This window comes from Meiothermus cerbereus (assembly GCF_051297115.1).
Classification (GTDB): Bacteria; Deinococcota; Deinococci; order Deinococcales; family Thermaceae; genus Meiothermus; species Meiothermus cerbereus_A.
Window position 1 is genome coordinate 1 of sequence record NZ_JBEVAL010000047.1, and the last position, 21116, is coordinate 21116.

The window sequence follows — 21116 nt, forward strand, 5'->3', positions numbered from 1 at the left end:
TCCACCAATCCCATGCCCCTCTATCGCTGGCTTAGTGGATGTATATGATAAAAGCCTGACGTGCCCCTCAAATCGGCCATCGGCAGCGAAAACCTTCTTTCTTGCTCGGGTGGCAACGACTGTCCCTGGCACGGCACGGCTGTGGCCCACGCGGCGGCAGGGGTGCCCGATAACAACCACGGCGCGGCGGGCTCGGCGGGGCCGGTGGCCGACCTGGTGCTGGTCTACACCTCCTACGACCACTTCAGCGCCATCACCGCCCTGTCTATGGCCCGCATCGCCGGGGCCAAAATCATCAACATGAGCTACAGTGTGCCCATTCCGGCGGCGCTGGCCTGGAGCGCGATACCGCTGGAAGTAGCCACCCGGGCCATCCGGTTCAGTGGGGCACTAATCTTCGCCTCGGCGGGCAACGATGGCAAGAACGTCGAGGCCGAGGACTGCTTTATTGTCTGCTGGGAGGAGACCTGGCACGTGCCTTGCGAGAGCGGCGGGGTGATCTGTGTGGGTGGGCTGGCGGTAAACTCCAAAAACCGGGCCTCGGGCTCCAACTTCAGCTCCGATGACGGCGGCGATGATGACGGCGATGTGGAGATCTTTGCGCCTTACACCCTTTGGGTCGGCCCCGACCCCACCAACCCCGCCAACCACGCCCGACGTATCAGCGGTACCAGCTTTTCCGCCCCGTTCGCCGCAGGGGTGGCGGCCCTGATCTGGGCGGCCAAGCCCTCCCTGAGCGCAAGCGAAGTCGAGAACATCCTCAAGGAAACTGCCCACTTCAGCCCTGATCCCAGGGTGAAGAAGTATGTCAACGCCCTGGCGGCGGTACGCCGGGTACTGGGCAACATTCCCCCCACCATCCAGATCACCACCGGAAGCACAATCCAGATTGGGCAGGGGGCGACGCTCGAGGCCACTGTCACCGACTTCGAGGATCCCTTCCCCTGCTGCACCGTCACCTGGACCTCCAGCCTCGAGGGCAGCCTGGGCAGCGGGCGCAGCGTAAGCTACAACCCTGCCACCCTCGGCCTCCGCACCATTACCGCCACTGCCACCGACAGCGGCGGGGCCAGCTCCACCGCCAGCCGCACGGTCAACGTGGTGAACACCGCCCCCACCGTGGCCATTAACTCGCCTTTCGGCAGCCAGCAGCTCTTCCGCGGGGTGAGCTACACCCTGCGCGGGGTCAGCTTCGACCCCAACGAACCCAACTTCCAGCTCGCCTGCGACAAGCTGAGCTGGACCAGCAGCGTCGGGGGCGACGCCTTCCCCAAGACCGGCTGCGACGTGGCGGCCAGCTTCCCCTCCAACGGCCCGCGCACCCTCACCCTCACCGGCACCGACTCGCACGGGGGCAGCGCCAGCGCCACCGTCAGCGTGACCGTGATCGACCCGCCCAGCAACCTGCCGCCGGTGGTGAACCTTACCAGTCCGCAAAACGGCATCAGCATCGGTCCGGACACGGTGGTCAGGCTCGCCGGAACCGCCAGCGACCCCGAGGGCGGGGCAGTGACGCTCTCCTGGGACGTGCTCACCGGCTACAACCCCAGCACCGGCACCGGCTCCAACCTCTACCCGGTCACCCCCGACGCCAGCGGCAACTGGAAGCCTTCTAACAGCATCAACTACAGCAGCTGCGAGGTGAGCGACACCCTACGGCTGCGGCTGAAGGCCCGCGACCCGCAGAACAACGAGGGCTCGGACTTCATCGTGATCCGGGTTACCCGCATCTGCTAAGGAGGAACCCGTGAAAAGGATTCGCTATCTGGCCGCGCTGCTTTTGCTGTTGCTAGCGGCGTGTGGCGGCCCGAGCCCCAGCCCCGAAGGGGCTACCTGGGACGGCGGCAAGTGGGATCAGTCGAACTGGCAGTAAGGGAGGACGCGCATGCGCAAGAATCGCACCAAATACTTCGTTCTGGGCGCGGTGGTGGCGGGCGGGCTGTTCGGGCTGGGGGTGGGCGACCTGCTGACCTTCAAGGCGGGCGACCCCATCCGCAGCTCGGAGGTGAACGCCAATTTCTCGACGCTCAAAGCTGCAGTGGCGGCGCTGGAGGCTCCAATTGGGGTCTCGCGCCTCGCCGTGGCGGGCACTGCCGCCGACGGCAAGGTCTTGAAGCTCCAGGGGGGCAACCTGGCCTGGGCCGACGACATCGTGGGCAGCCCCGGCACCACCTACAGCGCCGACGGCACCAGCCTCCAGCTCTCGGGCACCACCTTCTCGGTTAAGCAAGGGGGCATCGGAACCGGCAATCTGTCGGATGGAGCGGTGACCGACGCAAAGATGGCAAACGGTACGGTCTCGAGCGCAAAGCTGGCCAGCTCTTCGGTTACTACCGACAAGATTGCCGACGGAGCCGTGGCGGGGAACAAGATTGCCTCACCGCTTGTCCTCAGCGGCTCTACCCCTTCGATTGCATATGTGATGAAGAATAACGATGCAACCGGATTGGGGTTGCGGGTTGACCTGGGAGTTCAACAGAACACTTTCTCAAATGCGGCCATTATGGGTCAGGCTACTGATGCCACAGCCATATATGGGTTTAGCACCAACGGTATTGGGATTCGCGGAAATAGCAACTCTCGGGGGGTGGTGGGAACGCTGGCCAGTTCATCCTGCCCAGGCACCTACGGAGTCGGCGGCTGCGCAGGTAACGCGTTTGGCGTATATGGCCAGAGCACCTCAAATGACGCGATAGTGGGTCGATCCTTTAGCCCCTCCCACGCCGGCATCGTCGGGGTCAATGGAAGCGGCTTCGCGGCCTACTTCGAGGCGGGCACCGCGGTCTGCTCGTTCAAGGCGGGCACCACCGGCTGGACCTGCTCCTCCGACGAGAACCTCAAGGAGGACTTCCGGGCGGTGGACACGGCGAAGGTTTTAGAGGCCGTCGCTAGAATGCCCGTCACCACCTGGACCATGAATGGCTCGAAGACCCGGCAGATGGGGCCGACCGCCCAGGACTTCCGGGCCGCCTTCGGGCTCGGCGACAGCGACAAGACCATCAACAACACCGACGCCCAAGGGGTGGCGCTGGCCGCCATCCAGGGCCTGTACCAGAAGAACCAGCGGTTGGAGGCCAGGGTGCACCAGCTCGAGGCCCAGCTCGCCGCCCTGCACTCGCTGCAAGCCGAGGTCGCAGCGCTAAAGGCCCGGATCAAGAACTGATAAGAAGTCCTTTTGATTCGTTGTTTTTCTGGGGCCCCCGCCTGAAGCGCGGGCGGTAAGGGACTATAGAGCTCATCTTGCGCTCGCCTTCCCTTAGCGAAACGATTCAGGCGGGGTTCATATGAACCCAACCCGTTCACTCGAGCCGCTCTGGACGTAGTGCCAGATGCATATCAAACTTCTGGCAAAACCAGCGCGCCAGAACACCCAGAATTCCGTACCCACGAAAACTATAGGCCCTCAAGCGGGGTTTTTCACCTTGAGCCGCCCCGTGCAGCAGGGTTTTCCAGAGGTGGGCCGGCGGGGTTCTGGCCTCGACCTCCGAAAGGCCGGTGGGGTCATGCCCCGAGGCCAGCAAAAGCTGGGCCTGAAGTAGGCGGGCATAGCTGTGCTGCACTCCGAAACCGGAGGTTGCCGTTTGCTGCACCAGGTAATGCGCGATGGCCATGGCCTTCTTGGGGTTGTGGGCTTGCTGGATGAAACCAAGGGCCAACAGCGCGTAAAAGTAAAGGGTTGGATTATGCCCCCGCTGTGCCAGCAACACTGCGTTTCGTATGTGGGCTGCCCCGCTTCGTGCCTGATACCATTTGTTGATTCCCATTGCCAGCTCACAGGCCGCCTGTACCTCTAAATGCGGCTGCCCCTGAAGCCCCTTGAGCAGCCGCTGAAGCATCTGGTTGTTGTGCTGCCCTGGGGCCAGGGCATAGGCCAGGGCCAGCAGGGCCAGGAGTTGTGGCGAAGGCGCATGCACAACAGCCGACTCACCAAAGTAAAGCGCATCGTCGAGCTGACCCGACTCAATCAAGTAGCGCAGGCGAACACGGCTCACCCGCTCAACAACCCATTGGGGCGCACCCTCGAGCAACAACAGGCCCTCTTCCAGCAGGGCCCTTGCCTCCTCTACCTGACCAGAGTCGAGCTGCAAGGCGGCCAGATGACCACTGTACAGGCAGCTAAACCAGGTGGGCAAGACCTCGCCCGGCGGCTCACCCAGGGCATTGATGGCCTCGAGCAACCTAAACTGCCGCCAAAGTGCCTCGGAAAGGAGCAGCCGGGCCTCAAAGTTTTCGGCAGGACGAGGGGCATACTCCCTGAGGTACGCTTCACACAGCTCCTGGGCTGGCTTAAGCTGCCCCAGACGCAACAAGCCGCGTGCACGAATCAGCCGGGTAGCACCCTCGAGGTAAGCCGGAAGCCCTTGCAGCAGTCTGTCCGCCTCCTCCATCGGGAGGGTGCGGGCCAGCGCGAGGGCCAGGCGGGGTTCAACAATTTCAGCGGGCCGGGGAAGCTCCATCTGGGGAGCAGTCCCCCGCCGGGACAGATCGCCAGTGCGGATCTCCACCAGGTCGAGCCGCCCCAGCGCCAGGCTGGCCTCAAGTCGAATAGCCCAGGCCCGCTGGTGCAAAACCGGCGGCAGTTCTCGGGCTTCCATGGGCAGGCTGGCCAGCTCGAGGGCTTCTGCATAGCGGCCCAGGGCCAGGTGGGCCTCGGCAGCCTCGAGCGCAGCCTGCCAGCGCACAGTGCCCTCGGCCAGGCGCAGGGCCTCAAGGTAGCCCAGAATGGCCCCTGAGTAGCGTTCCTCAGTCCAGGCCTGTTGCGCAACCACCCGCCACATGCGGTAGGCCGTAGTTATATCGCCAGCCTCCTCGAGGTGGGTGGCAGCCTCGGCCAGACGCCCTTGGTGCTGATACCAGCGGGCCGCCTGCTGGTGCCAGTTCTGCACCTGCTGTCCGCCAACCTGACCCAGAATCGCCTCGCGCAACCAGGGTATCGCAAAGCGCAGCTGCCCCCGGTCGTCGGCCTCGAGGTAGCCCTCCCCCACCAGCCGGGTCAGGTCGGCCTCCTCCCCTACCAGGTGCCTGACCAGCTCGGGCGGGACGGTAGAACCCAAAACCGCCGCGGCCTGCAGGGCCACTCGAGCCAGCCGGGGCAGGCTGTCCACCCTGGGCTGGTACAGCGGGATAGGCTCAGGCTCACCGTTTGGGGTCAGGCTCAGGGCCTGCACCGCCAGGGGATATCCCCCGCTGGCCTCGGCCAGGTGAAGGCTGGTGGCCGGGCCCAGGTCGGGTCGGGCCCGCAAAATCAGACGTTGGGCATCCTCGAGCGAAAGGGGCTTGAGCAAAAGGGGTTCCAGGTCGTCGGCTGCCTCCCAGCGGTTTTGCCGCGCAACCAAAAGCAGCATAACCCCCGGCGGGGCGGGACGGCGGGTGAACTCCAGCACCGTCGGGTCGGCATTGTGCATATCTTCCAGCACCACCACCAGCGGGCTGTGCTGAGCAATTTGGGCCAATAGCGTCCACCAGGTCTCTATTAGCAGGCGATCGAGTTCGTCCGAGGGCAGGCCAGGATGCTCTTCAATGCCAATGCTGTAATCCAGAATGGTACGCAGATGCTCCGGCAGCTCTAGCTGCCGGAGTTGCGAAAGCCCATCTGGCAACAACTTTTGCAACGCCTGTCGCAGGGCATAGCGCAGGGCCACCCCAGCCGTCAGGCGTGGAGCAATCAGGCCGCGCACCCCCTCGGGAAGGGTTTCGACCAGGTGTCGGGCCAGGTGCGACTTGCCCACCCCCATAGGCCCATACAGCACCACCCTGCGGCCTGCCCCAGCGCGAACCGCCTCCAGCGTGCGACGCAGCACCTGGGCCTCCTGCTCCCGGCCCAGCACCTCCGGGGGGTCGTGGCGCAGTCCCAAAAACCGGTATGGCGCCAAGGGCTCGGCGTAACCTTTGAGGGGTTGGGGAGCAAGGGCCTCGGTGATTGCGTTTGGAACGAGGCGCATGGTGGTTGCATCACACCATACCTCGCCTGGTGGGGCCGCCTGGGACAGGCGCTGCGAGAGGTTGATGGCTGGCCCCAGCACGGTCTGGTCGCCGGCCAATCCCCCACCCAGCGGGGTCCGCAAGACCAGACCACTGGCCACCCCCGCTCTTCCTGGTAGGGTACTCGAGGCCACCATGGCCTGGGCAGCCTCGAGTGCCGCCCGCGCATCCGACTCCTGGCTGCGCGGAACGCCAAACACAGCCAGAAAACCGTCGCCAAAAAACTTATCTATGTGACCACCATAAAGCCGAACATGGTTGGCCGCCGCCTGCAAGGCCGTGTTGGCAGCCTCCCAGGTATCCTCCAGCGGGTGTGCCAGCGCATACTCGGTAAACCTCGAGAGGTCGAAAAATACCGCACTCACCCAACGGCGTTCCTGAACAAAAGTCCCCCCCGGCAGCAAGGTGTTTCCGCAGCGAACACAGGTCTCCTCACCAGCAGCATTGGTGTAACCACAACGGGGGCAAATCATAGGGTAAAACCACTGCTACAAATATCTGGATGCGCCAAACGGTATAAAAAGTATACAAGGCCAGGTAGCTCGCCTTCCTAGTACAGGCTGCTCAGCATGCCCAAGTATAGCCCCTGCCACAGGGATTTCCAAGCCAAACATCAAAAACGTTGCGCATTGAGAGCTCCCCCTGTGCCTCAGCAAAGCCTTTTAGCTAACGCGAATTGGCATCCGGTCGAAACGCCATTAGTGGAGGGGCTAAATAAGCCTGAACCGGGGTTCCTGGGCCTGGAGGGCTTGGGGCAGCCAGAATCATTTGCAGATATTTTTCATCGTCAGGGCGCCCCACCTGTAGTACAAAATACTGGGCATCAAGCACATCGCCTACCCGTCCCCTCACCAGGTAGCGCCCACCGCTCAGATGCTCGATGGTTGGGGCCTCTGTGGCTTCCTCCCACCGCTCAACCTGCCCATGAAAAATCAGGGGGGTTTCTTCACCCGAAAAGGGTGTCAGGGCTCGGTCAAAAACAAACAGGGGGCCCCAGGGGGTCAGCACCTCGAGCATGGGGCTTCCCAGTGGTTCAGGGCTTACAGGCCAGCTTTGGGCGTAATTCGAAAAGCGTTCCCAGAAGGATTCGGGGCTGTCCTCGAGGGCCACACGTCGGGTCGTCGTGTTCATCGCCCTCCATGATAATGCCCAAGTTCGCCCCAGATCGCAGACACCAGCACGCCAGCGGTTCTGCACCACTTTTACTAAACCACCGTCGTGCAGCGTTCAAACACCTTAGAGCGCTCTTCATAGTCTTGAACCCCTCACCAACCTTATTGCTGCGTCCCACACAGCACAGTGGCCTCCCATCCGGGAGGCCACGTCTGCGCAGAGTGCGATAAAAATCCTCGGCTGGTTCTGTATGCCTGGGTCTCCACTTGAAGCACCGGTAGGAAGAGCTCGCACCTCCAGGGGATGCCTGAGCTAAACAGAACACTTCCGGCGGGGTTCAGCTTAGAACCCCAGGCCCAGACGCAATGCAAAACGACCCGTGGGGTTGCGCTGGCTGAAACCGTAATCCAGGCGAATGGGCGGCAGGATTGCTCCCAGCAGGTCGAGGTTAACCTGCATACCGAGGCCAGCCCCCAAAAAGAAGGCGTCCAGGTCTCCCGAGGCGGGCCAGAGACGGCCAAAATCGGCGAACACAAACCCGTAGAGGTTGGTTCCACCGGTTGGGCTTAGGCCAAAGTCATAGCCGTACTCGATGGAACCATTCAAAACGGTGGTTCCCTTATCGAGGAAGCGGGGGTCGTAGCCGCGCAAAGTGGTGATGTCGGTGCTATTACCGCCCAGGCTAAACTTTTGGCTGTCCTGGGCTGTGCCCAGGATGGTGCCAAAGGAGAGGCGCAGGCCCAGCGCCTGGCGAGCAGCCTCATCTAGCTGGAAGTAGGTTCTGCCCGTTACCACCACCGGCACATACTGCGTGGCATTGCTGCCTTTGGGGAAGGTTATGCCGTAGCCGGTGCTGAGGTTGAGCGCGAAGCCCTGGGTGGGGAAGTTGGGGTTATTAAGTGTGGTGTAGGTTGTCCCAAGTGTAAGGGTCAGGGCCTGGAACTCCCGCACGTTCTGCTCGAATTTGCTTTGGGCATCCTGCAACAAGGCATCGCTGCACGCGGTATCCTCGGCCACCGGCGGGTTGGCCTTGTTGCTCGAGTCGGGCACTTTGACCAGGCACCGGGGCCGGTTGGCATCGTTAACTTCCAACACTGGAATGTTCCACTCCCAGCCCAGCCCAGCCGAAATCCGAAGGTTGGGCAGGTCGCTGCTCAGGGGGCGCGAGATGGTGAAGTTGATGCCGGTCTTGCGCTCGGTGTACTGCCACAACGACGTCCGGTCCTTATCATCGATAACCCCATCTCCGTTCAGATCGGGGGTGTTGCCGTTGTAAAGCTGCTCGAGGGGAAAATTGATGTTGGCCTGGGGCTGGCTGTAGACACTTATCCCAAAGGAGGTGCGCACCTGCTTAAAGTCGGCGAAGTCGATGTAAACCCAGGGAATCCGGTACGAGGCATTGAAACTTATGAGCTGACCCGCATCGTTGGGGTTGATGCCCAGGGTTACGCTGTACTGGTGGGCCAGTCCCCACAGGTTGGTGTCGCTGATGCTAATGTTGCCCTCCCAGCCGGTCAGGCTGCTCCAGGAGATTCCTGGAATGAAACTACCGGTCTGGGCTTCGCGGAAACTCAAGGCAATGATTATGTCTTCCGGCTTTTCGCCCTGCAGGGGTCGCACACCGGGCGGCTCACGCAAGAGACCCGTGCGCAGGATATTGGTAATACCCTGTCGCAAAGCACCAATCGAAAACAAGCTGCCAACCGGTGGCATCTCGCGCAAAAACACACTGGGGTCGGTACGGCTCAGGGGCGGGTCGATGCGGTATCCGGCAATTCGAAGCTCACGAATCCGCTGCACATAGACCCCGTCGCGGAAGGTAATATCGGGCTGTGCTACCAGGTCGTAGCCAGCATCGCGGTACTCGCGCAAAATTCGGGCAAAATCCTCGTTGGCTAGGGCGGGGTTGTATTCATCGCCCGGTTTGAGCCGTAGTTTTGCCAGTAGCTTGTCACTTGCAATCGCAGTGTTGCCTTCTATACGCACCTGGCGAATTGCGCCAAAGCGCTGCTCGCCCGCTTGAAAAACCAGGCGTACCCCTTCCTGGCTGACCCGTTCGGGCCTGAAATCAACCACCCGGCTGATGCTGCGCGATAAGGCGTTAACCCCGTCCAGAATCTGGTCGAGGTTAAAGGGATCGCCCACCTTGAGTCCCAGGGCGCTGATGTCCACCCCTCGAGCGCTAATCTCGACAATTTTCAGCTCACTAAAGGCCACCTTCAGCACCCCATCCACCAGGCTGGTACGGGTAAGGTCTACCCCACTGCCCCTGAAGCCTGCCGAAGCGTAGACATCTGCAGTGCGGCCCACCGCATCACGAAAGCGCTCGAAGGAAAAACGTCCATTCTCGATTACCGGCTGGAAAAGGGGCTCGAGGCGTTCCTTGGGAACATAGGTCGCTGCCCCCACCTCCACCGACTTGAGCTCAGGGCTCTCCTCGATATTGAAGAAAAGCTCCACCCCGCCCGCTACATCCTTGGTCTCGGGTATCACCCTGGGTTCAAAAGGAAACCCCTCGTTGCGGTAAATGCGCGCCAGGGCCAAAGCGGCCTCGGTGGCCTTCTTGGGGTTGAAGACCGAGCCCACCCCAATGGCTTGCTCGGTTTCCAGGTAGCGCAGCACGTTGGCCTCGGGGAAAGCCCTGGCCGAGGTCGCGACTTTGCTAATGGTGGGGTTGGTAGTTACCTCTACCACCAGCTTGCTGCCGTCCAGGCGGACTCTGGCATCACGAAAGTAGCCAGTATTCAGCACCGCTGCTCTAGCCTGCTCGAGGTCGCCGGGTTCATCGCCTACCCCAAAAGGTAGCGAAATGCGTACCAAAGCCGCCAACACAGCGTCGGTACCCCGCACCTCCACCTCCTGAATGGGGGCCGCCAAAGCTGCACCCAGCAGCACCATCAAGGTCAACAATCGCTTCATGCTGCCAACAATATGCGCGGCGCGTGAAGTGTGAGTGAGAGCGCTTCTGTGGGAAGCAAAGATTTGGGGTGGCAATACCTCGAGCCCACCTGAAGCAGCGCCAGGCGCCCGTACATCCAGCCGGTTTTCTGCACTAAACAGAAAACTTCGGGTGGGGATCATACCTAGTAACGGAAGGTAAAGCCAATGCCGAACTTAATCCCATCGCTGCGGAAGGCATCGCCGATGCCGGTAGCCAGGTCAATTGTTAGGTCGGCCCCGATGGGGCGAATGGTCCAGCCAAAGGAGATTTCCGGCCTTGGCTGGGGAAAGACTTCGGTACTGATGCGCAAGCGATAATCACCCCGCAGGTATTCAGCAAAAACGGTCTGGTAGCCCCGCAGGTCTACCGAGTAGGCAAAGAACAGCTCGGGGGAAAGGTAGCGCCCGATGGTGAAGCGGGTCTCTTCGATGGTTCCACCATTGAGGGCTGGGATTTCCACGCGCACCTGATCCAGCCCCAGCGCCTTGGCTAGCTCTCGCTCGAGCTGCCCCACAATAAAGTTCTGTATCGCCGCCTGAAGACCGGTCTGGGCGATATCGGCTGGCAGGGCCGACAGGTCGGAGCGGCCCAGCAGCAGCAGGGCATAAATTTCGGCATCGGAGTAAGGCTGGCCATCGCTTTTGCGGGCGATCTCGTTGTTATGGCGGGCCACAAAGGTAGGGCTGAGGTTGACCTTGATGCGCCCGTTCTGCCGCACGAACTCTCCTTTAAGGGTAAGGTTAATCTGAATGCGACGGTTGTCCTGACCCCGATCCAGCACCTGTGTATCGGCCACAATTTGCAAATCGGGCAGGATGCCCGCCGCCGGGCTGAAGCGCGCATAGCTGCGTTCGTCCGGTGAACGATCCCTTATGGTAAAGTCGCGATCCCATAGCTTGAAGCTGCCCCTGAGCGGCACCACCTCCCCTGAGAGGAAGGGGTTGGTAAAATCGTCACTAAGGAAAATCTCGCCCGCCAGCTCACCCTGGGCCAGCGATTCCTGGATTAAGATGCCGCGATCGGCTTTGAGTTGAATGTTGGCAAACTCCACTGGCACCACGTTGGCCGAGCGGGGGGTTCCAGGATCGGGCGGCGCAGTGATGGTCAGTTCGCGCTGCCCCTCGGGAAAACCCAGCCGAGCGCGCATCACGTTGGCTGCCCCCTGAACAATGTAAGACCCCCGCTGGTAGCGCAAAATGAGGTTGGTTTCCAGCAGGCCCTCGAGCAAGAAATACTGTGGATAACTGACCGGCACCAGGCCCTGCAGGGTTAGGATGAGCTGGGGGAATAAGGTTCCGTACAGGCGGGCATCCTGCTTTTGCAGCCTGGCGTCCACGGTGTAGGTGGGGTAGTTGAAGCTCAGGTCAAATGGTTCATTGGGGCTCAAAAGGGGCAGGTTGGCCGAACCCCTGGCCCGCACCGTAAAGTTGCTAAGGTCGCCTTCACCAGAAAGCTGGGCCTCGGCTGGGTAGGGTGCGGTAAGTTTGATGTTCCCTTCGGCACTGGTTGTATTGCCTACCCGCAGCACCGCACGGGGGGTTTCGGCCCGCACCGGGCCCAGCTTGAAAGCGAAATTTTCCAGCGTAAGGTCAAATGACTCCCCATTGGAAGCCAGGCGCAGGGTGCCACTGCCCTCGGGAGCCAGGGGCTTAAGGTTGGGTATAACCTGTAACACCGGTGTAAAGCTGGTGTTCTCCAGGCTAAGACGCAGGTTGCTGCCCCGCCGCCCGTAGTACCCAGAGCCCGTCCAGGTGCCCTTGCCCGTCAAACCCAGCTGGTCTATATATAACCGCTCTTGCTCGAAACGCAATGCGGCTGTGCCCACCAAGGTATCGCCCCCGCCCTGGAAGCGCAGATACTCCCCTACCCAGATGCCTTTGGATGCCCAGGGGTTGCGGGTGTTGTAGCTAAAGGTGGTTCGACCTGTCCAGAAGGCCTGCCCAGCCAGATCGCCCGCCCAGGTGGAGAAAAGCCAGTGCAAAGGAAAGGAAGCCGCTACAGCATCCCCGCTCAGGATGCCATTTTCCAGGCGAATGCTGGCCGTGGTGCGGTTGAAACCCAGGCTGCCGTTTTCACGCAATCCGTTTAACTGGCCGGGTCTCTCAAAGCTAATTTCGGCCTGCAGCAAACCATTGGTGTAAGTGCCCCGGGCACGGGTGGTCAGGGCCAGGTCGTCACCCTTGACCCGCAGGCCCGGGCTGCTCAAGTTGAACTCGAGCTGCCCCTGGCTATAGTCCAGCGACCCGCTGGCCCGCCCGGCCAGGAAAGGCAGGCGGCTGGCAATTTGCGGGACTTCATCAAGGGCCAGGTCTTTGAAGCCTGCACGGGCCCAGAGCCCATCCCGGTTCAGCTCCCCCTGCACCTCGAGGTTGCCCACATCGCCGCTCAGGGTACCTGCGGCACTCAGGGTTTGTTTGCCTTCCAGCAAAAGCCGCAGGCGGCTGGAGAGCGGCTCGAGCGGTAGGTCGAGCCGCAAGCCCCCCTGCCAGTTTCCCGCTTCAAGGTATTTTAGCTGCCCTTCAATCCAGGGCCCTTTGGCGGTGATGGCGGCCTCGAGCAGGCGTCCTTCGGCCTCGAGCAGCTGCTTTTGTTCGGTATCCCGATAAGTCAGCTGCCAGCGCCCGTCGAGTCCGATCTGTCCGGCCAGAACACCGTTTTTCCAGGGAAGCCAGGGGGTCTCGGGATGGGTGATGCGCAGGCGGGCTTTTGCGCCCGCCCCTTCCAGGGCCACCCCCAGCCCATAGGCGGTGAGGTTGAGCGCGCCACCCAGCTGGCCCTCTTTGAACTGCAGCACCCCTGTGCCCAGCTCCGGTGCGGCCAGACGCACGGCCAGGGTCTGTAAGTCCAATTCCGCCACCAAACGGCCCCCCGCAAAGGGGTAGACCGCCTCGAGCACAGGCCCCTGGCCCCGAACCTCGAGGTTTTGCAGAACCAGTTCTCCCGAAGCGCTGCGCTCGGCGAGGTTTATCATCAAGCTGCTGGCCCGCAAGGTTGCAGCTTTGCTGGCATCGTCCAGGCGCCTGGCCTGGGTACTGGCCAGACCCAGGCTGTTGAGGCCCTCGCGGTTGGGGGCCACCTGCAACATAGGGTAGCGCAGGCGAAGCCCCAGACCCAGTACCTCCCCCTCCACAAGCGGGACTCCCCTTCCCGAAAACTCGAGGCTCCCTTCACGGAAACGCAGCCGTCCCGACCAGGCCTCGGCGTAGCGCAGCGAGCCGTCCACATCGCCGCTCAGGCTGGCCTGCATCTGGCCTTGCTGCCAGGTGGCCTGCAGTGCCCCTTTGCGGCCAAAGGCCTCCCAGTCCAAAACCGCCTTGAGCCCATTCCAGGGCCCCGCCACCCGCCCGCTCAGGCGAAGGCCGCTTAGGTTGTAATCCTGCAAACGGGCCTCGAGCTGGTCTGGGCTGAGGGTGGCCTCTAAACCCGGTGCCTCGACGCGCAAGCGGGTATCCTGGCCCTCGAGGTTTGTGCTCTGGCCCGCAATCTGGTATTTGCCACTAACCCAGCGGCCCGGATAGGTGCCCCGGGCCTCGAGCTGGCCCAGCCCACGGGGCAGCGCGCCCACATACGACCAGTTGACCTGCAGGGGGTTGAGCCGCAAGCGCCCGCTTAGCGGGGCCAGCTCGGCCAGGCCGCGCAGGTCTATCTCGCTACCCTGAGCGCTAAGCTGCACCGCCCCCCACTCCGGCACCTGCACCTGTCCACTACCCCGCAAGGCCAGCGGAGCCGCGTCTAGCTCAAAATCCCCCTGTAGCTTCAAATCGGTGTTCTGGCTGGGGATGGGGCCTTCTAAGTCGGCCTCGAGCTGCCAGTGGGTTGGCTGGCTCCATCCCTCGCGCAGCTGAGCGCGCAGCTTGCCCCGCCAGCCCTCGCGACCATTCAGTTCTACCCGCCCGGCATCCAGGTGGGCCTGCCCCATCAGCCGCCCACCCGGCAGCGGAAGGTCAAGCTGTAGCAGTCCGCTGGGCACGTTGTTTACCCAGCGGGCCGTGCCGCGGGCGTAGGGGCCATCTAAGCGTAGTTGCAGCAGACGGTCATATGCCAGGTCAAACCGTTGTGCTTCGTAGCGACCCTGGATTTGGGCCTGTAACTGGGCCGGGAAGGCCATGCCGGTAGCCTCGAGGTTCGGCCCCCTGACCACCAGCGGCAGACGCAGGGACTCCCAGGGCCCTTCACCCTGGGTCTGGAGGTGGAGGGGCAGGCCCACAAAGGGCTCGAGGTCACTGTCCATGCTGAGCTTCAGCACGCCCTGGGCCAGGCGGGCCGAGAGCCCCGCTCCTTCGGCTTGCGCCCAGAGCGCTTGCAAAAAGCCGGTGGGCTGCCCATTTTGACCAGAAGCCTGTGCACCCCAGGGCGAAGCCAGACCATAGCCAAAACGCAAGGACACCAGAGCCCCCCGTCCGGCCAGGCTACCCTCACCCAGCAACTCTGGCCTGAACAGGGTCCCTCCCAGGCTGCCTAGGGCCCGCAGGGTGCTGGCCCCCAGGGTGCGGGTGTATCTCACCTGTCCACCCAGGTCGCCTCGGCGGTTGGTGCGGGCTTCCACATCGGCCTCGTAGGCGGTGCCGCGCGCCACCAGACTGGCCCCTTCACCCCGCAGCTCCAGGGCAATCTGCTCACCCCGGGCCTGCATCTGCCCGCTAAAAGTCTCGCCCACCAGGGCCAGGTTGCCCAAAAGGGCCAAGCGGCGCTGGCCCAGCTCGAGGCTCCCCTGCCCCGCCAGGCGCAGGCTTTCCAGGCTGGCGGCCTGGCCCTGGGCTTCCACCCGCATGGGGGCCGCCCAGGCCAGCGTCCAGCGGGCCCCCTCGCCGCTCACGCGCAGCGGGCCGCTTTGCTTCAGGTATTGCAGGCTGGTGACCTGCCCATTGGCCTGGTAACGGCTTCCTGCATTGGAGAGTTCCAGATTGGCCTGGGCATACGCGCTCGTTAGCTGAAGCTGGGCCAGCCCCCGGTTCTGCGGTAGGGCATAGCTGCCCTGGGCCTGCACCCTGAAGGCTTGGGACTGGGCCTCCAGCAAGAATTCCGGACGCAGGCGCGACCCCGCAATCTGCGCCTCCAGATCGAGCCCTGGCCCCCGGTAGGAGAGACGGCCCTCGAGCTGCTCACCCAGGCCGAGCAGGCCCTCGAGGTCGCCCGTTCCGATCAGCCTGGGGTCGCGGCCCGGCTCGAGTTCCAGCACTGCCCCAACCTGGTGATCCGGCAAAAAGGCCGAAAGGGAGCGGTTTTTGTAGCCCAGCTCGAGCTGCTGACCGTACACCCAGAGCAGCCCCGTCGCCTCACCATCGGGCACCGGGCCCGAGGACAACAGGCCCGAGAGATCCAGGCGGCCATGCAGGCGCCCCTGCACATCGGCCCCCCAGATGCGGGCCAGATGGGCGGTCTCGAGGTCAAACACGGCCTGCTGGCGCACCAGCTGCACCCGCCCCTCGGGCAGGGTCAGGCTGGCCCGCAAACGCGACAAGTCGGCGCCCTCGGCCTCCAGGGTGGCAGTCAAGGGAAGGCCGGCGTAGGAAGTGCGAAGGCTGCCCTGTAGGGCCAGTGCTTTTCCCTCCAGGCTGCCCTGCAAGACCCCAGCCCGCCCCAGCAACTGGTAAGGCCAGCTGAGGCTGCCCTGGTAGGCCAACCCCTTGCCCTTTAGCGCCAGCGGCCCCTCTAGCTTCCAGGTCTGCTCGAGCACATCCGCGCTCAGCCGCCAGGGCTCGGGCTCGAGGTAGGGCAGGCTGTAGCGCCCCTGGCCCCGGGCCTCGAGGTTGTTCCACGGCCCCAACACATCTATCGTCCCGCTCAGATAGGGCAGGTGCAGGCTGCCCCGCAGGGCGATAGACTCGGTGCCGACCACGCCGCGCACCGTGCCATAGGGGCTCTGGGCTTCGAAGTTAACCGGCCCCAGCAGACCATAGCCACTCATCTGGGCCTGTCCGTAGGGGGTCTCCAGGCTCAGGCGCCCCCCGCGCTCCGACCAGCTGCCCTTCAGGCTTCCCGGCACCCCCCAGCGGCTTAGATCGTAGCCGGTTGCAATGGCCCGCAGGCGCAAACCCTCCAGCGGCTTCCCGGCCACCAGCCGATAATCCCCCACCAGGGTCAGGCGGCCATTCTGAAAGAGCCCCGAATAGCTCAGGGTGGTGCCGCGGCCCTTGAACTCGAGCCCCCCTTCCAGCTCCGGCAGCACCAGCCGCCCCTGGTAGGCCAGCCCGAACAGATCGGCCTGGCCTGAGAGCTGGCCCCTATACCCGGCGTAGCTCAGGCTGCCCCTTACCGACAGGTTGCGCCAGGCACCTTCGCCGTTCACGGTTCCATAGGGGGTACGCAGTTCCAGGCTGCCGCGCTCGAGGTTCCCCCTGGCCCGCACACTCCCGGGCTCCCGGTTGACCACAAGCGGAAGCGTGCCCTCAAAAGGAAAACCGGCCTTCAGCTCCACCCGTCCACCCGGCCAGCGGGCCTCAGTGCGGCTTACCTCCAGCGGCACCGATGGTACATCCACAAACCCCGCCAGCGGCAGGGTCAGGCGCCCTTTGAGGGCTGTACTGGGCCAGACCGGGCCGGAAAGCTGGGCATAACCACTGGCCGTCGCCCACAGCGCAGCCCCACGCCCCTCCACCGTGCCCCAGAGCCAGGGGGTATCAAAGCGCACCTGGCCCGTATATTGCGCGCCCCGCAGACCCAGGTTGGCCTCCAGGCGTATCTGCTGCCCCAGCTCGAGCGGCCCTTTGAGCAAGAGCCCGCTGGTTCCATCTGCGGTGATACTAAGGGTCTCGAGCCGGGCCTTGAGCCCGGTGCTGTCGGCGGTTCCGCTGAGGGGCAGCACCCGCAGCGGGGTACGCACCTCACCCTGGTAGCGGGTGGCCAGGTCGTAAAGCTCGCCCTTCACCCGCACCCGCTCACTTTGCAGGTCCCAGCCCCCCGAGAGCTGGCCCTGTTCGTAGCGCACATCGCCCGAGAGCTGGAAAGCTTCCAGCATTTGCAGGGGCAGCCCGCGCACGCCCAGGGTGAACACCCCATTGCGGTACACGCTGCTGGCCCAGCGGTTGCCCAGCCGCCAGGTGGGGCCATCCTGCTCTACTGCAATGGGAAAGCGGGCGTAGGGTGAGTCGTAGTCAAGGTCGCCGCTCAAGCGCCCCGCCTTCAAGCGGGCCTGGCCGCTAAGCTGGCCCACCAGCAGCTCGAGGCCCGATAGCCGCATCTGTAGGTCGTCCCAGGTTCCGCTCAGGTCCAGCGCCCCCAGGCGGCCCTGAACCATAGCCCCCTGGCCCTGTAAAGAGCCCGATAGGCTAAAGGGCCTGGCCAAAGGCAGACCAACGTTTTCTGACCGCACCCCCAGGCTCCAGCGCGGCCCGGTGCTGGAAAAGCGAAGCGCGGCCTCCCCCAGTAGGGGCCGGGGCCAGACCAGGGTGCCCTCGGCCTGGGTATTGGGGCCTTTGCCCACCAGGCGCAGGCTGCTCTGAAACGAGTCGCGCAGGCGCAGCGTGTACTCGTCGGTGTTTCGCAGGGACAGCGTGGCCTGAAAGGTGCGGTCGAACAAAGCCCCGTCCACCACGGTATCGAGCCGAAACTTTTTGTCGAAGGCCAGCGTCCCCTCATAGGTCAGGGGTTCGCCCAGCAAGCGGCCCTCGCCGCTGTAGCGCCCGCTCAGGATCAGGTTCTGCCAGCCCCGGCCCTCGAGCAGCAGCGGCCCACCCCCGCTCACCGGCAGGCGCAGGCCAAAGTTCTGCGCCAGGGCGGGCAGGGTGGGGTTGCCCTCGACCCGGAAGCGGTACTCCTGGTTGGGCAGATCCACCGTAGCCGAGCCCTTCAGGGGGCCATCCAGGCCCCGCCCGACCAGGTTGGCGGTTACGACCTCTCCGTCGAAGTCCACCGCACCAAAAATGTCGGTAAGGGTAAAGCCCACAATTCTGACGGTGGCGTTTTTGACCTGGTTTTTGCCCAGGATGCCGTTCTTCACCCTGGGGCCGATGGTCCAGGAGCCCTCGAGATCCCCCGACTCAAAGCCTTCAAACCAGTAGCGGGCCGCCCGCAGTTCGCCTCTGGCCTCAATCTGCCAGGCCTCAAACTCGCGCCCGGTGCGCTGAACCGTAGCCCAGAGCCTCCCATCGGGAAGCGCTAGCGCAACCTGATAGGGGTCACGGCCCCGCACAACAGCCCGCAGGGTGGGCAAAAAAAACTTCTGGCTCTGTTCAATCTGAACGCTTACGCGATTCAGCACCAGTTCGTCTACCCGCAGCGATATCGCAGCTGGCGCCCCCGGTTGACGATTCTCGGGAATGATCCCGTCCCAACTCAAAAAAACATCGCCCTCTTCGGCGATAATCCGCAGCGGTAGCTCGCGGCGCTGCAAGCTTAACAGGTTATAGCCAATGCGCAAGCGCTGGGCCTCGAGCCGCACCCCGTTGCCTTGCAGTTCAACCCCCCGCAGCTCGAGGCCCCCCAGCAGGTAGCCCCCCACCCCCTGCCACTGTCCGGTAAAGCCGGCGGCCTTGAGCCCTTCTCGCAGGGCATAGTTAATCAGCGGGGGAAATGCTGGGAGCCCCACCAAAAGGAGGAGCAGAATTACCGGAATCCAGCGCCAAAACCGCACACCTTCAGTCTAGCCCAGAACTCTGAGGGGAATCTAGGAAAAATACCCATCGGGAGCCAATCCATCCGGGCTGGTCGGCTCGCTATTCTGGTCTCAGTGCAAAACGTTGTAGATTGAGGACGTGCTGCGTATTACGGTATTGGTCAGTGGGCATGTGCAAGGGGTAGGCTACCGCTACTTCACCCGCAAGAAAGCCTTTGAGCTGGGGCTGTCGGGTTACGCCGAAAACCTTTCCGATGGACGGGTAGAGGTGGTGGCCGAGGGCGAAAGAGCCGAACTCGAGCACCTGATTCATCACCTGCGCCAGGGGCCCAGGGGGGCTAAGGTAGAGCACCTGGACGTGCAGTGGAGCGAGGCCACCGGCCTCAAGGGGTTTCAGACCTACTAAGTTTCTCCAGAGTTGAAATGCAAGATGCTGTTCCGAAAGATCGCTTTAGGAATTGCGCCAGGTACGCATAGACTCATTCCGCGGGGTTTTGCCAATCCACCCAGGCGCAACCCATCAGAAATGTCTTTGATTTGTTTTTTTCTGGGGCCCCCGCCTGAAGCGCGGGTAGCAACAGCCCGAAAAACGATGGCGCTCCGACCTCTTCCTAACACAACGATTCAGGCGAGGTTCATACCACTCCCTCAATCGGTTGAGGCAGCTACTGCCACTTTAGGTTCCGGAGGAGCGTAAGCCCAGGCTGCCGGTCGTACCCCCTGGGCCAGCAGGGCCTCGGCCACCCACTGCTTGAGCTCGTGTAAGCCCATCCCCTTCGCCGCCGCCACGGGCAGGCCTCCCAGACGTTCTTTGAGAAACTCGAGGTCGTACCCATCGGCGGCATCGGCCTTGGAGAGCACCAGCAGGCGCCGGGACTCAACGCCAAGCTCGGCCAGCAGGTCTTCGACCACCTCATAGCGTTCCAAAGCCCCTTCCTGTGAGGCATCCAGCACGTGCAGGAGCACATCGGCATCGCGCAGCTCTTCCAGCGTCGAGCGGAAGGCCTCCACCAGGTCGCCCGGCATGTGGCGAATAAAGCCCACCGTATCGGTAAAGAGCACCTCGCCTATGCCCGGCAAAAAGCCCCGGCGGGTGAGCGGGCGCAGCGTAGCAAACAGTTTGTTCTCGCCCTCGTCGCCTTTTTTGGCCAGGGCGTGCATCAGGGTGGTCTTGCCGGCATTGGTATAGCCCACCACCCCCACTATTGGCAGGCCCGATTTATCCCGCTGACGGCGGGTTTCCTGTCGGCGACCGGCAATTTCGCGCAGCTTGCGGGTTAGCTCGGCGATGCGGTCTTGCAGACGGCGGCGATCCACCTCGAGCTTGGTCTCGCCTGGCCCCCTGGTGCCGATACCGCCCCCCAGGCGCGACAATTCCTTGCCCTTGCCCACCAAGCGGGGCAGGAGGTATTTGAGCTGGGCCAGCTCGACCTGCACCTTGGCCTCGGGGGTGCGGGCATGCTGGGCGAAGATGTCCAGTATTAGCTGGGTGCGGTCGAGAATTTTGAGTCCGGTAATGGTTTCAAGCTCGCGGGCCTGGGCTGCGCTCAAATCGATGCCAAAAATCAGGGTGCCCGCGTTCTGGTGGTAGGCGTGGGAGACCAGCTCCTCCACCTTACCGCGCCCCACCGCATAGCGGGGGTCGAGGCTGGGGCGGAAGACCAGTTCCTGGTGGGCCACCACCGCCCCGGCGGTGCGGGCCAGTTCGGCCAGTTCGGCCAGGTCCACCTCGGCCTGCACCCCCTCGCCCTGGTCTACCCCCACCAGCACCGCCCGCTCGCCCGAACCATCCCGCAGGTCGAGGCCGCGGGCCTGGCGCGATAGCTCTTCTTCTAAGGCCGCTACAGCCACAGCCAGATCCCACTCGAGGTACTCGTGGTAAGGCCTGGCGGGGAAGATCTGCCAGTCTTCTTCCTCGGCTTTGGGGGGTGATAGCTGGGCCAGGTGCAGCTTGCCAGGATGACCCTGCTCCACCTCGAGGGCCCCCATCGCGTCCAGGCGGTGCAAAAAAAGCATCGAGAGGTCGGGGCGGGAAAGCCCCCCCTGGCCCAGATGGGTGTGCAAAACGCGATACCCCGACAAGCGGGTTTCCACCAGGGCCGACTCAGGTACGGGCAGTTCCTTGGCATCCCCTACCGCCACGCGAATGACCCGCCCTCCTCTATCAAAAAGCAGGCTAATGGGCTTTCCCAACTCCCCCGATAAAGCCGCCAGGGTGCGGGCAAGTTCGGTAGTAAGCAGGCGGTTGGCTCCCACACGGCGGTTATAAAGGTTAGCCAGGCGCTTCTTTTCACTAGGCTTCAAACCGTTGGTGCGACCAAAGATTTTCTCCACTAATCAATCACCTAAGCTGAGCAAAAACAAACGCGCTCCATCCACCGTTATGGGCTTCAGGGAGCGCAGCTCGAGGTCTCAACTTGGGATTATTATAGCACCTGCTCGGTCGTGTAAGGAATTATGTGTAAAGGCCAGGCTCTTATCATATACAGCATGAACCCGAACAAACCCATACCCAGCCCCATTCCT

9 protein-coding genes are annotated in these 21116 nt (G+C 63.1%); 4 read left to right on the top strand and 5 right to left on the bottom strand.

Features of this window, described 5'->3' with window-relative positions; all coding sequences use genetic code 11:
• Positions 1-60 precede the first annotated feature (60 nt).
• From ABWU19_RS10250 to ABWU19_RS10260, 3 genes are read left to right on the top strand one after another with little or no spacing between them, the layout of a single operon-like run.
• The gene (locus ABWU19_RS10250) at positions 61-1737 is read left to right on the top strand and encodes a S8 family serine peptidase (RefSeq protein WP_435901599.1); all 1677 of its coding nucleotides are present in this window, start codon (positions 61-63) and stop codon (positions 1735-1737) included.
• Between the two features lie 10 nt (positions 1738-1747).
• Positions 1748-1873, top strand: a complete 126-nt coding sequence (locus ABWU19_RS10255; RefSeq protein ID WP_435901600.1) for a hypothetical protein — start codon at positions 1748-1750, stop codon at positions 1871-1873.
• 12 nt (positions 1874-1885) lie between these two features.
• Positions 1886-3163: a tail fiber domain-containing protein gene (locus tag ABWU19_RS10260; protein WP_435901601.1), complete on the top strand. Its 1278-nt coding sequence runs from the start codon at positions 1886-1888 to the stop codon at positions 3161-3163.
• Positions 3164-3299: 136 nt separating this feature from the next.
• On the opposite strand, the gene ABWU19_RS10265 is transcribed toward ABWU19_RS10260, so the two are convergent.
• The 4 genes from ABWU19_RS10265 to ABWU19_RS10280 form a co-directional block, all read right to left on the bottom strand.
• Positions 3300-6347: an AAA family ATPase gene (locus ABWU19_RS10265; protein WP_435901602.1), complete on the bottom strand. Its 3048-nt coding sequence runs from the start codon at positions 6345-6347 to the stop codon at positions 3300-3302.
• Positions 6348-6648: 301 nt separating this feature from the next.
• The gene (locus ABWU19_RS10270) at positions 6649-7113 is read right to left on the bottom strand and encodes a hypothetical protein (protein ID WP_435901603.1); all 465 of its coding nucleotides are present in this window, start codon (positions 7111-7113) and stop codon (positions 6649-6651) included.
• Positions 7114-7437: 324 nt separating this feature from the next.
• A complete protein-coding gene (locus ABWU19_RS10275; protein ID WP_435901604.1) occupies positions 7438-10014 on the bottom strand; it encodes a BamA/OMP85 family outer membrane protein in 2577 nt (858 codons plus the stop codon).
• 164 nt (positions 10015-10178) lie between these two features.
• Positions 10179-18608: a translocation/assembly module TamB domain-containing protein gene (locus ABWU19_RS10280; RefSeq protein WP_435901605.1), complete on the bottom strand. Its 8430-nt coding sequence runs from the start codon at positions 18606-18608 to the stop codon at positions 10179-10181.
• A gap of 121 nt (positions 18609-18729) precedes the next feature.
• Between ABWU19_RS10280 and ABWU19_RS10285 the strand changes: the two genes are divergently transcribed.
• On the top strand, positions 18730-18996 hold the full coding sequence (locus ABWU19_RS10285) for an acylphosphatase (protein WP_435901606.1): 267 nt from the start codon (positions 18730-18732) through the stop codon (positions 18994-18996).
• Between the two features lie 242 nt (positions 18997-19238).
• Here the strand turns inward: ABWU19_RS10285 and hflX are convergent, their stop codons facing one another.
• On the bottom strand, positions 19239-20924 hold the full coding sequence (gene hflX / locus ABWU19_RS10290) for a GTPase HflX (RefSeq protein ID WP_435901607.1): 1686 nt from the start codon (positions 20922-20924) through the stop codon (positions 19239-19241).
• Positions 20925-21116: the final 192 nt, after the last annotated feature.